Here is a 12,745-nt window from a genome sequence, read left to right as displayed (position 1 = left end):
ACGACGAATCCATGTCGACATCACCGATCCAGCCCGCTGGCAACATCAAGCAATCGACTCGCAAAATTTGGCAGGGTGACCGATCCAGCGGCTTCGACGTGTTCGGTTTTCTGTGGCTGCGGTCGCGGCAGATTCTCTGGGGCGTGCTGTTGCTCGCTGCGCTGCTGTTGTTCGTCTGGCTGATCTGGCTGTTTCTGCTGTCGCCCAAACGGACGCCGATGGTCGTGTTGTCGGCCGCACCCTACACCTGGCCGTTGCCGCCCAACGCGTGGGCCAAGGAAGATTTTGAGAAACTGGCCGCGATCGACGGCGAGACGATCACCCTGCGCGGCAGCGATGATCCCGTGTTTAAAGCGACGGATTTCTACCAGCGGCTGGAACGCGAAATCAAACGGGCCGAAGGGCAAAGTCACCGTGTTCCGTTGATCGTCTGGGTCAGTCTGCACGGTGTCGCCGAGAGCAGCGGTGGTTCGATTCACTTGATTCCCCCCAAGGCCGCGATGACCGATCCCGAAACTTGGATCGATTTGGACGCGCTGCTGGATCGCTTTGAACCGCTCGGCGCGAAACGCAAGGCGTTGTTGATTCTCGATTGCAATCGGATGCAGGTGAATTGGAACATCGCCCTGGCGGCCAACCAGTTTGCCGACAAGGTGCAAACCGCTTTTCAGAACCGAGTGGCCGAGAAAAAGACGACGGTCGATCTGGCCGTCTTGTTGTCCGCGGGGCCGGAACAGACGTCGCATGTTTCAGCCGACCTGGCCGGATCGGTGTTCGGCCACTACGTGCAACGCGGCTTGGCCGGCGCCGCCGATCAGATTGCCAACCGCGGCAACGGTGACGGCTGGGTGGATCTAAGCGAGCTGGATCGTTACGTCCGATCCCAGGTGCAATGGTGGGTCCGGCAAAGCCGCGGCGAATCACAGCAACCGACCCTGTTGACGTCCACTTCGAAATCAGACTTTCGACTCGCGCGGAGCTTGAACCCGGAACGGCTGAAACAACTGACCGGTCGACCGGTCGCACGTCGCCCCGGACCGACGATTTCGGATCCACAACTGGATGCCCTGTGGCGATCGCTGGACCAGATTCGCGAGCAACAGCTTTATCGTCGCGAGCCGATCGCGTTTCGAGACTTGGAACACAGCCTGCTGTGGTTGGAACAACTCTCCGGCGCGGGCAAGGGGTACCAAACGCTGGCCAAACGAACGTTCAATCGTGTTGTCGGCGAGATCACCGCGACCGAGCAACGGATGGCGCAGCTGCCACAGAACCCAACCTACGCGGCTGCCTATTCACTGCTGTCCGGTGATCCACCGCCGCTGCCGCGTTCGCTGACCGTCCACTCACTGCCGCTGGCGGAGTTTTTTGGCACCCAAGATGTGATCTCCAGCGCGCAGCTGCGGGATCACTGGAAAGAATTGTCCGATCAGCCCGACGCCGAACTGCTTGTCGACGTGCGTACCGAGTATGAAACGCAGGCGACGTCGGACTATCGCGACGCGCACTTCATCCGAATGCTCGATCGCTACCAGACGCCACGCCTTTGGCAGCACCCCGATTTGCTCGGCAAGCTGCTGGCGTTGCAAGGGTCCATCGACGATTTTTCGGTCCCCCGCGATGCCAGCGGGATCCCCTCGGGTCTTCGCGTCCATCGCTGGAATCGCGTCTTGTTGGGCCCGATCGATGCGTCACGTCGACGTGCCGAAGACCGCGTGTTCCTGCGTTTGCAGAATGGGCTAGAGGACGGCGTCCGAGAAACGGAGTCGAAGTACGCGGCGTCACGGGAAGCGGCGAACTTGGCTGCGACGACGATGCAGATCTGCGATCAATCGATGGCCGTCGCGCCGTACTACGCACAGTGGATGACGCATCCCGGCCGCGTGATGGCGGCCGAAAAGACTCAAGAGGCGATCGACACCCTGGTATTGCCGTTGATCGTCGACACCCAACAGCTGGCAGCCCAACTGGACGCGGTGCCAAACGCGGCGACGGATCAACAGGCGGTGATCGAGTCCATCAATGCCGCCGGCGCCGTTGCGGAGGAAAAGGTCCAGCCGGTGTTGGGGTCGCTTGCTGAATCGCTGACCCTGCGGACACGGCAACTGGTCCGCCAAAGTCTGACGAATGAGTTGACGACGATCGGTGAAATCCAAGCCGTCCTGTCGGTGCCGTTGATTGATTGGGAATCCAGACGTCGACTGCGAACGGCACTGAACGAAATGATCGCTCGCGTCCACCAAAATCTGGACCCGTCGAGTGTTGAAGACGCGGAATCGCCCGCTGCACCGGCGCAGACCTATTCCGACCGCATCGCCAGTTGGAAACAGCATCCGCTTGAATTATTGCTCGGAGAGGAAACGGCCGGCTCGGATGGTACCGCCAACCATCGGATCGCAAACTTTGTGGAATTGATCGATCGAGAGATGGAGCGTTTTGACGCCGAGACGACTCTGGCGGGAGAGTTTCAAATCTGCAGCAACGAAGCGCGTCGGATGCGTGCGGCCGCGGCGATCTGGTTTCCCCGCCCCGAATCCAACCCGATCGCCAAGCTGCGCACCGTCGGCATCAAGTCGCTGTTGATGTGGCATGTCGATCGAGCCATCGTCGATTTTTGGGGACCGGCTGGAGGCGAACGGTCGTTCTATGACCTTGCCGCGGGCGACTACTTGGAATCGGTCGCCGAATTGGATCGCCGGGGAAAGGATTCTGCCGACGGTGGTGATCAACGGGTTGAGATTCAGGGCGCGAAATCACGCCTCGACGCGAGCCGTTCATTCCTGCCGAACTGGTTGACGACATCCGCGCCGCGAACAATTCAACTGGATCCCGTTGATGCCGTCCGTTCATCGTTTGTCGTCAGTACGGAGCCGGGCAATGCGGCAGCCGATGGGTTCACGCCGCCATCGGGAACGGCCGCCGTTGCGGTGCGGAGTGAAACGCGTCGGATTGATTTTCAAACGATCGAGCCGTCCGACGCGTTCGCCCTGCCCTCGGGCAACACCAGCTATGAGGTCGTCATGCCGGCCGAAGTGGCAGAGTCGGATTTGGCGTTGAAAGCACAAACGGTCTTTCGCGGCCACGAGTACGGCGGCCCACTGGACGTCGACCAACTCGGCGGGATAAGGGTTGATCTTCAACCGTATCACTATCGGAAAAGCGAAGTGACGTTGAACGGTCCCTGGGACGAACTGTCCGTCGTGTTCGTGCTGGATTGTTCGGCCAGCATGAGCGAGCCGCTCGGCGGGGAAGCCGAGGGCGATACATCGCGGATCGAAATCGCCAAGGCGGCGTTGCAAGAAATGCTGTTCGACCTGGGGCTGCGTCGCAATGTTCGCGTCGGCGTGCAGGCGTTCGGACATCGATTGGGATGGAGCGTCGACGAGCCGATCAAGCTGTTGACCCGGCCCGATTTCACCGGTCTGATCGACCCGACGTTGACGCCCGGACAAGATGTCGAATCCATGTTGACGCTCAGCGACTTTGATCTGGCGACGGCGCAGTCACTGGTCCCGGAGATCAGCGATTTGAAACCGTGGGGGCAATCTCCACTGTACCTGTCGGTGCTGCGGTCGATTCAAGAATTTTCCGCCGCGGATGCGAAGGCCGATCGTCACGTGATTGCGATCACCGACGGGGCCAATTATCAATACATTCCGTCTTCGGTGACCAACGTTTCGGCGACCAGCGACGACGACGTTCGACAGGCGTGGACGCACAGCCAAGTCCCCGTGCACATCCTCGGCTTGGGGATGGATCGGACGCAGCAACGTGACGCCGTGCAGGCGTTCGAAAGTCTGAGCCGCGATACCGGTGGGCGTTTCCAGGCACTGGGCAGTTCCACGGATTTGAAACAAGCCCTCCGCAATCTGCTGGCCCCCGGCATGTATCGGCTGCGATCGTATCAAAACGCCGAACGCCCGGAGATGCCGACGACGCTGGCCACACCGACGCAAGTGATCCCCGTCCCGGCGACCCCCGAGTTGTTCGCATTGCATTACGAAGGCCGACTGTGGGTTGATCCCGACGCGGCCGAGGCGGATCAGTCACCATTGGCGGTCGAGCCGGTGGTCTTGGAAGGCGGCGAAGCGTACCAGTTGTACGTCAATGAAGCGGGCACGGAAATCTACGACTATGCGTACGACGACAACGTCGAAGCGATGGCGGATCTGGTCACCGGCGAAGGGATTGCGACCGAGCAAGTGGTGCGTGTGCATCGTCCAAATCGTCGCGCGCCGGGTCAAGTCGTCTTTCCCGTGTCGTGGCAACGGAGAGATTCAGCCGGCACGACGGATCATCCGCTGTGGCGCGCGACACGACGCCCATCGGATGTTTGGATTCAAGTTCACCCCGTGGCGGTCGATGGCCGCGAGATCGGCCAAGCATACGCGTTCTTTGACGCAACGTTCCAGCCCGGGGAACCGGTCCCGGTGATGAATCTTGTGGCAAACGATTGGCCCGCGACCGCCGTCCGGGCGCGACTGCGAATCTGGTCGCGGCCGGCCGAGGAAGCAACCGCGATCGAACTGCTACCGCCTGCGGTTGCGATCGGCGGCAGCTTGGACGATCCGAGACAGCGGTCCAGCCGTTTGAACACGACGATCGCCGTCGATGAAACGTCCGCCGAACCGGTCGAAGCCGCCCCCGGAATCCAGGTGCGAATCGATCCGCTGGGAACCCAGTTTGTCGACGGTGTCGCACGTCGCAGGTACGTCGTGGAATTTGCCGATCCGGACGTGCCGGTGACGAGCATCAAAATCGATCCGACCGAGTCGATCGATGAAAAACCGATTCGGATTGTCCGTCAGTTCGATTTCGAACGCCGCGTGTCGGTGCACACCTTTTATTATCGATCCAGACGCAACGAGCCGATCGGCCAGATCCGTGTGACCAACCGCGATCAAGAAATCGACGGTGCGTGGCAACTGGATCGTGACGGGATCGAGGTCGCGATTCCGGACTCGGGCGGCTTGTTGCCGGTGGGGCGGTAGTGCATGGTCAATGATTCAATCGTGGGGTAAGCCTCTTGCTTGCCTTCTGGGGACGTCGATTTTATTACTACAAGATTCATTGCTCCCTTCTCCCCCACAAATCGTATCAAGCTTGATTGTCGATTTGTGGGGGAGAAGGGCTGGGGATGAGCGACGGTCTTAAATTGTGGCAAGAGGTCAGATCGAAAATCTTGGATTTTTCGATTCCGAGATCCAGTGTGGTCAGGGGCCAGCCCCCGAACCCCCGAGATTTTCTTAGGCATTGCGCCGGTGTTCAATGATTTTTGGAAATTTGGGTGACGCGATTGTTGCGCAGCAGTAAACTTGAGCCGCTGGGTGAAACGCAACAGGGCTCTGCAGAGATGCAACCGTGCCAGGGATAACTCAGTCGCCGGTGTGTCAATGACGCATCGAGCACGTATGGCGACTACGGTCCTAGTTTAGCGACGGTGCCGTAGTCGCCTTTTGCTCCTTCTTCGCATTGACCTGAGGGTTCTTCCATGATTCGCCACAGTGAATCATGTTGTTGAGAATCGTCAGGAGTTTGCGCATGCTCGCTACCAAAGCTAACTTTTTGATTTTACCTTTGGCGATAAGCCGATCGTAGAAACGTTTGATGACTGGGTTGTGTTTCGTTGCAACCAGTGTCGCCATGTAGAGCACGCTTCGGACTTGTGAACGTCCACCTCGGACCTTTCGTTTCTTGTCGCTCTTGCCTGTTTGGTTGGCCAACGGAGCAACACCGACAAGTTTGGCAATTTGACCTCGGTTGAGTTGTCCCAGTTCTGGCAGCTCGGCCAGGAGTGTCGCAGCGGTGACTGGACCAACTCCACTGACGCTGAACAAGATTTCTACTTTGGGATCGACTTTACTGAGGTCCTTGAGCATCTTTTCGATGCGTTTGTCGAGGCTTTTTAGCTGCTTTTTCAGGTGCGAAATCGTTTCCTTGATTTGTTGAGCGGCAAACTTGTCACGGGTTTGACTGAGTCGGTTTTGCTCCTGGGAGAGCAAATCTTTCACTTGGGTTCGACGCCGCACTGTTGAAAGAAATTCTTTCTCTTGCGCCGTGCGAGGAGGTGTCAGATGGATTTCCACATCTTCGCCAAAACGGCGGATCATGAATGCATCGATCACATCGGTCTTCTCCAAATAGCCATGCCCTTTGGCAAAGTCACGGACCTGCCTCGGGTTGGCCACGCAAATCGGTACACCAGCGTCGTGAGCAGCCTCCACAATCAGATATTCGTAGCCGCCAGTTGCTTCACAGACAACCAATGTATTTTCAGTGTCTTGGATTCTCTTGAACAGCTTTTTGCTGATCGCTGAAATCGTGTTGGGCAATTGTTTGGCAATCTTTCCTGCGGAGTCATTGACATCAATTTTGTCTGACGCGACGTCAATACCAATGACACGGTTGTACTTCTGTTTCATAGTTAAGTCCCATCCTAGTGAATACGATCTGACCACATGCGATAACGCGATTGGGTCGATCAAGCGACGGTTCGGGTTCAAAACGAACTGCTGTGCGACTCAAGCTCATCCACGGCGTTGAATACCACCTAGGGGAAATTACGATCTACACAGCAGTGTTGGGAAACCGCTGCAGGCAGCCACCCAACATCGACAGCCCAAACGATGATCAAATCGCCTGGAATTGCCAGTCAGGCGAGATACTAGGGGGCTGGTGATCGGTTTTGCAGCCCACATCGATCGTCGCGGAAGTGCTAAGCCTTGCGCAACACCGGCCCTCTCTGGCGTTTGCTTGCTGCGCAAACGCCGTCTCTCCCAGAGGGAGAGAATCTAAATCGGTTGCCAAATCCTGCAGTAAAAGAATCGACGTCCCGCGAAGGCCGGGTAGTCGCAAGCTGGAAGCTTGTGCCTCGGATCGCAAGCTGGAAGCTTACGCCACTTTTAGCTGCACTTTTGGGCAACGACCAGATGGCTGTCGTAGGACACGACATTGCGGTCGTGCATGCGGACGTGCCAGGGGCCATTGTCTTCCACCACCAGACGCAACGTCGTCAACGATTGCGGGTGATCGGGGCTGAGCAACTGTCGCAAGACGGGTTCGCTGGCGCCCGCGCCCGGGCCGCGTTGGGAATGCCCGCCCAACCAGCCTTCCATCGACGTGGCCGAGGACGACCAATCGTAAGGACAGGCCAGGACCGCCGAGCCGCCGGGTTTCAACACCGATCCGAGCGCCGCAAGAAACTCCATCGGCGAGTGGACACAATCGAGCAGGTTCATGCTGAAGGCTGCGTCGACCGATTGTTCGACAAACGGCAACGCGGTCGCGTCGCAGGCCCAGAAGTCGACCAGATGAGCGCTGGGAAATGTCACCGGAAATTCACGGCGATCATAAACGACGCCGACGCGGCGTCTGGGGTAGCGGACCACGCCATCACGCAACGCCCCCGCGGCGATGCGCAACATCGGAAAATTCAAATCGACACCGAGGATCGGGCGATCCAGTTCTTCGGCCAACGCGAACGTGCCTCTGCCGACGGAACATCCGACGTCTAAGACGGTTTGCAGATCCGCCGATTTCAACTCGGACAATTCCAAGCCGTGCTGTAGGACACGGAGCATCGAACCCGGTTTCGGATCGACCGGCGACTCCTCCGGATCGAGATCACCGTAATGGTCCCAGCCGTAGCAGCTGATGTGCTGTCGGATCGCGTCCAGCGTTGACCCGTGCCCGCAGCAATCGCCCAACACGCTTTCGATGGTTTCGCTCAGATCGGTTCGTTGGCAGACCTGGAACACATTCTCCGAGAGATAACTGCGGATGTCTCGGATGATCAACGGCACGCCATCGATGATGGGGTATTCGCGTTGGCACTGGATGTTGCTGCAATGCAGCAAGCCTTCGACGATGTGATCGTCGACTTCTTTGATGACCGTCGCCAATTCGAGAAAATGAATCTGGCCGGTCGCGGCGCGACAAACCGGGCAGACCGGTTGAAAGGTTTCCAGATGCTGTCGTCGCACGAGGCGTCAGCCCCCGATGATGACAGTCGGACAGCCGGGCGGCAGGACTTTGCCGACCGGGCTGGGGATCGGCGCGACACAACTGGTGTGGGCGGTCAGATCGTTGATCCTGGCAGCGGGCAGGCCACCGATCATCACCTTCCCTGATCCCTTGGCGATCATGCCGGGGCCGGCGGGAATACAACTGGGCAACATGCAAGGCAGCGTCGTGTCGGTCACGCGTGCGGCGGGCATTTTTCCGATCAGCACGTTGGCTTGGCCCTTGATTATCATCAACGGAAGCGGCGGATGGGCAACCGGTGTCGGGACCGGGGCTGGCGGATGGATCGGTGCGTGGCAATGTGGAGCGTCTTGTTTGACAAGATCGGTCATGCGAGCAGCAGGAGGAGCCATGGAATCAAACTTGTGGCAGTGCCGGATAAACGAGAGACGCGGAAGTGAAGTTTAGCTCGAGAAGGGAGATCGTGCCATCGCAGTCGAAGGCTCTACTCATAGTCGGTCCGCTCGAGCACCTCGACGAGGTGGTAGCCGTTGGCAGTGGCCACCGGTCCATAAACGTCGCCGACGTCGCCTTGGAGAAAAACGGGTTCTAATTCGGGAGCCATGTGCCCGGGACCGAATTCGCCCAGCGAGCCGCCTTGGCGTGCGGTGGGACATTCTGAATAGGCGCGAGCCAGTTCTTCAAAATTCGCCCCCTGTTGCCATTTCACCATCACCTCGTTGGCCAGCTCGGGGCTGGAGACCTGGATGTGGCGAGCTTTGATGCGTAGCACGTTGCGAGACTCCGTGGTGGGTGAAAGTAAATCGGTCGATTGTGGAGTGACAGGCTGGAAGCCTATCCCACTGGGTTTGCACTCCAGCCGTCAACGTCCGGCGACGCAAAAGATGTTGGGACAGGGAGCACCGGAAACCATCGGCGTTTCCATCGCGGCCTCGAAGGACGCGGCCATGGAAGCGGCGGTCGACATGTCGCCCATGCTGGGCAATCCGCCCGGCTCCATCGCAGCCAACGCGGGCGCCGCGGGCATCGGTGCTTCGGCGGCGGCAGCCATCGCGGCGGCCAATTCGGCGGCGGCGGCCCCTTCCGCACCGCCGGTTAACTCGGCGGCCATTTCGCCGGAGGCCGCGACGGCGGCTTCCATGTTGGCCGCCATCTCTGCGGCGCCGGCTTCCATCGCCGGCAGGGCCATTTCCATCGGCATCCCGCCCATCTCGGCGCTGACGAGCCCGAAGTCGGAGAGCCCGGCGCTGACGTCGCCCATTTCACCGGCCGACATCGCCAGCGGAGGGACTTCCAGGCCGGCCGCCATTTCCAGCGCCGCGGCAAATTCGCCGGGGGCGGCCGGGTCGAATCCCAATGCGACGGCTGCGTTGAGTGCCCGGGCGGCCAACGCCAGCTCCATCGCCCACGACCCGCCGGCGGAGGCGGAGGCGGAAAGTCCGAGCGTGCCGGCCATCGCCAGTGATGTTTCCAGCGCCGCGGCCAGGCTGGCTTCGAGAGCCGCCGCCGCACCGGGAGCGGCCATGTCGATTCCCAGGGAGGATTCAATCGCGGCGTTGATCCCCAACGCCATCGGCAGTCCGCCCAGCGGCTCCATCGCCGCACCGAGCGTCCCGCCCAATTCACCCAAAGCGGGGGCGGCGATGTTCAAGGCACCTGCGGCAAGCGACAGTTCCATCGCGGCGCCCGGCGCGGTCATCTCAATCCCCATCGCAGCACCGACTTGCGCCATCGCTTCCATCGCCAGAACCGCTTCCATCGAGAACGCGGGCAGCTCAGCGCCGAGCATCGCCTCGAGGGCTCCGGAGGCGGCCAGTTCTGCCGTCGCGTTGACCGCGGCGGCGGCTCCCGCGGCGGCGGCCAGCCCGGCCGCACCGGCGGGCAGGGGCGGCACCTCGATCGCGGCCGGCGGGATCTCGATGCCGGCGGCCATTTCGGCGACTTTCGGCATGCAAATACAAAACATGAATCACACCTTCACAAAGACACGTTTGACTTCGACCCCGGCGATCTTGTCGCTCCAAGTCGCGACAACGCTTCGCAATGCTGGTAGATTATGAACGAGAAACCGTCGCGTAGGGCCATGATGTGAATGTCGGAGAGATCTTTTGTCCGAAGAGAGTCAGCTTTTCCATGTCGCCGAAGAATCGGGGAAATTTGAGGTGCTGGATCCGACCGGCCGTTCCATCTTGACCTGCCGCGATGCCGGCAGTGCCAATCATTATGCCGTGCTGCTCAATCAAGCGTACAAACATGGCTACAAAGACGGCTATCGTGCCGCAAAGTCGGCGGACGATACGTAGTGTGTCGCACTGTCATTTGCAGGTTAGCTCGTAGCGGAAGTCGTCACAACTTTCGGCGACCGCTTTTCCGGGTACGATGGCCCTTCCGGGCCGTCGTCCGTAGGACTTTCCGCGACGACCTGAAAAGGACGTCGTACCACGAACCGCTGACCACATGCCCGGTTTTTTGACCAACGAAACCGTTCTGAGTCACCTTCCCGTCCACCGCCGCATGAACCGGAGCCCCTACGTTGTCCAACTCATTTGAATCCAGCTTTCAATTCGGCAATGTCGGTTCGGCACGCCCGCTCGATCCGCAACAGCCGATGCGGATCGTGGTGATGGGAAACTTTTCTGGCCGCGCAGGCGTCGCCGGATCGCCGGCGGAGAAAAAATTTCAACGCGTCGACATCGACAACTTCGAAGACGTGCTGGAAAAAATTGCTCCGACCGCAGCGGTCCGGTTGAGCGACCACCGCGACGGGGTGATCGAGATCGGAATCGGTGAACTGGACGACTTCCACCCCGATTCACTGTATCGCAACGTGCCGATCTTTCACGAACTGCGGCAGTTGCGAAAGCGGCTGATGGATCCCAAGTCGTTCTCCGATGCGGTCGCGGAATTGAGCGAAGCGTTGTCGCTAAGAACGGCAAAAGAATCCGAAGCGGCGGAGCAGGAAGCGTCCGCGGCGACGGATCCGAAACCGGTCGCCGATGACGAAAGCGATTCGGACACCCTGGATCGTGTGCTGGGTCAATCGGCCAAGAGTGTGGACACGACGAACCCCCGATCCCCACAGTTGGACATCCAAGGTTTGATCAACCAGATCGTCGCGCCCTACATCGAACCCAAGCCGGACCCGCGGCAGGACGAATACATCGCCCACGCCGACGCGGCGATCGCCGGACAGATGCGAACGATTCTGCACGACCGATCGTTCCAGGCATTGGAATCCGCCTGGCTGGGATTGAATTTCCTGGTCTCGCAAGTGGCACAGTCCGAAGAGGTCCAGGTCTTCCTCTGGGATGTGACCAAATCGGAACTGTTGGAAGCAGGCGAGTCGTCGTCGGAGCAATTGGAAGATTCGGTGCTGTTTCGACGGCTGGTCACCGACCGAGAACAGGTCCCGTTTTCGCTGTTGGTCTGCAATGAAACCTTCAGCCATGAACTGAACGATTTGATCTTGCTGACGCGTCTGGGAGCCATCGGCGCCAACTCCGGCGGCCCGGTGCTGGCGGGTGCCTCGCCGGAATTGGTCGGTTGCCAAGCGTGGACCGATGAAATCCCCAAACCCACGGCCGAGCCGAGTCGACAAGAAGCGGATTGGCAAAGCATTCGCAAGAGCGCGGCGGCGCGTTGGATCGGATTGTCCGGCCCGCGATTCTTGTTGCGATTGCCCTACGGTGCGTCGACCAGCTCGGTCGACGCGTTTGATTTCGAGGAGATCGACGACCCGATCAGCGATCACGAGTCGTTGCTGTGGGGAACATCGTCGCTGTTTGTCGCGACGTTGCTGGCGACGTCCTTCCTGGAATCCGGATGGGAGATGACGCCGGGGGATCTGCAGGAGATCGGTGATTTACCGGCGCTGACGTACAAGGACGAAGACGGCGAGGTGCACTTGAAGGCCTGTGCGGAAGTGTTTCTTTCCGAGCGCGTGGCCGAGCAGGTGTTGGATCAGGGGGTGATGCCGCTGATGAGTTTCAAGAACCGCAACGCCGCGCGAGTGCTGCGAGTCCAATCGGTCTCGTCACCGGCGTCGGCGCTGGCGGGACCTTGGTCGTAGGATCACGTGGTCAACCAGGAACCTCGTAGGCCACCGATGGATTTAATCGACGTTGACATTCCGGTGTGCTGGGACACACCGCCGGCGGAGATCCTCCGCACGATTGAGATCGCCGAGCGTCTGCACGGGAAAATGCAATCGGACGAGCCTCAAAAGCGGATTCCGTTGTTGGTCAACAGCAACTACTACATCGCCTACCACGCGCTCCAGCATGCTCGCGCCCTCTGCGTCGACCGTGGCCTTGGCAGCGAGCTGTCGTTTTGCGAATGGGGCAGCGGGCTGGGAGTGGTGACCTGCATCGCGTCACAGTTGGGATACCAGGCCAGCGGAATTGAGATCGAGCCATCGCTTTGCCGATTCGCCAGAACCCTGGCAAGCGAAGCGAACGTCACGGCGGAATTCATCCAATCCAGTTATCGCGAGCTGCCCGAACGATGCGATGAAGAGACATTGAACCAGCCCTATCCGATGGGTCCGCGCACCAGTGACGTGGTCTACGCCTACCCCTGGCCGGCGGAAGAGGCCTACATCACAACACTTTTTGCGCAATCGCCGATGTCGCAGGCGTTACTGGTCACCTATCACGGCGGAACAACCTTAAGAGTCCGCGAGAGAGTTCTCCAATAACGGCGCGGAGGAAGGGAATGGGAAAACCGCTTGAGTCCTTCCTTCACGAATGGCTCGCTGGTTCAG

The 12,745-nt window shown here is 59.7% G+C and carries 9 protein-coding genes; 4 read left to right on the top strand and 5 right to left on the bottom strand.

Features of this window, described 5'->3' with window-relative positions; all coding sequences use genetic code 11:
- Window positions 1-11: 11 nt before the first annotated feature.
- Window positions 12-4,991, top strand: coding sequence for a vWA domain-containing protein (locus Enr13x_RS09650; protein WP_145385865.1), 4,980 nt, complete (start codon window positions 12-14; stop codon window positions 4,989-4,991).
- Between the two features lie 435 nt (window positions 4,992-5,426).
- Here the strand turns inward: Enr13x_RS09650 and Enr13x_RS09645 are convergent, their stop codons facing one another.
- From Enr13x_RS09645 to Enr13x_RS09625, 5 genes are all read right to left on the bottom strand, one after another.
- On the bottom strand, window positions 5,427-6,422 hold the full coding sequence (locus Enr13x_RS09645) for an IS110 family RNA-guided transposase (RefSeq protein ID WP_145385181.1): 996 nt from the start codon (window positions 6,420-6,422) through the stop codon (window positions 5,427-5,429).
- 480 nt (window positions 6,423-6,902) lie between these two features.
- Window positions 6,903-7,982, bottom strand: coding sequence for a methyltransferase domain-containing protein (locus tag Enr13x_RS09640; RefSeq protein WP_145385864.1), 1,080 nt, complete (start codon window positions 7,980-7,982; stop codon window positions 6,903-6,905).
- 6 nt (window positions 7,983-7,988) lie between these two features.
- On the bottom strand, window positions 7,989-8,375 hold the full coding sequence (locus Enr13x_RS09635) for a PAAR domain-containing protein (protein ID WP_145385863.1): 387 nt from the start codon (window positions 8,373-8,375) through the stop codon (window positions 7,989-7,991).
- Window positions 8,376-8,467: 92 nt separating this feature from the next.
- Window positions 8,468-8,755 (bottom strand): peptidylprolyl isomerase, encoded by a 288-nt coding sequence (locus Enr13x_RS09630; protein WP_145385862.1) that lies wholly within the window; start codon window positions 8,753-8,755, stop codon window positions 8,468-8,470.
- Between the two features lie 90 nt (window positions 8,756-8,845).
- Window positions 8,846-9,949 (bottom strand): hypothetical protein, encoded by a 1,104-nt coding sequence (locus Enr13x_RS09625; protein WP_145385861.1) that lies wholly within the window; start codon window positions 9,947-9,949, stop codon window positions 8,846-8,848.
- 142 nt (window positions 9,950-10,091) lie between these two features.
- Between Enr13x_RS09625 and Enr13x_RS09620 the strand changes: the two genes are divergently transcribed.
- The 3 genes from Enr13x_RS09620 (at window position 10,092) to Enr13x_RS09610 (ending at window position 12,679) form a co-directional block, all read left to right on the top strand.
- The gene (locus Enr13x_RS09620) at window positions 10,092-10,286 is read left to right on the top strand and encodes a hypothetical protein (protein ID WP_145385860.1); all 195 of its coding nucleotides are present in this window, start codon (window positions 10,092-10,094) and stop codon (window positions 10,284-10,286) included.
- 230 nt (window positions 10,287-10,516) lie between these two features.
- Window positions 10,517-12,052, top strand: coding sequence for a type VI secretion system contractile sheath domain-containing protein (locus tag Enr13x_RS09615; RefSeq protein ID WP_145385859.1), 1,536 nt, complete (start codon window positions 10,517-10,519; stop codon window positions 12,050-12,052).
- Window positions 12,053-12,088: 36 nt separating this feature from the next.
- Window positions 12,089-12,679 (top strand): methyltransferase domain-containing protein, encoded by a 591-nt coding sequence (locus Enr13x_RS09610; protein ID WP_145385858.1) that lies wholly within the window; start codon window positions 12,089-12,091, stop codon window positions 12,677-12,679.
- Window positions 12,680-12,745 lie beyond the last annotated feature (66 nt).

It is taken from the genome of Stieleria neptunia, assembly GCF_007754155.1.
GTDB classification, from domain to species: domain Bacteria; phylum Planctomycetota; class Planctomycetia; order Pirellulales; family Pirellulaceae; genus Stieleria; species Stieleria neptunia.
This window is presented reverse-complemented; position numbering and strand designations above follow the sequence as displayed.

What these genes read in the sequence shown, in the direction of transcription:
- Enr13x_RS09625 (WP_145385861.1), bottom strand. Translation starts at nt 9,949, where the DNA reads ATGTTTTGTATTTGCATGCCGAAAGTCGCCGAAATGGCCGCCGGCATC.
- Enr13x_RS09635 (WP_145385863.1), bottom strand. Translation starts at nt 8,375, where the DNA reads ATGGCTCCTCCTGCTGCTCGCATGACCGATCTTGTCAAACAAGACGCT.
- Enr13x_RS09610 (WP_145385858.1), top strand. Translation starts at nt 12,089, where the DNA reads ATGGATTTAATCGACGTTGACATTCCGGTGTGCTGGGACACACCGCCG.
- Enr13x_RS09650 (WP_145385865.1), top strand. Translation starts at nt 12, where the DNA reads ATGTCGACATCACCGATCCAGCCCGCTGGCAACATCAAGCAATCGACT.
- Enr13x_RS09645 (WP_145385181.1), bottom strand. Translation starts at nt 6,422, where the DNA reads ATGAAACAGAAGTACAACCGTGTCATTGGTATTGACGTCGCGTCAGAC.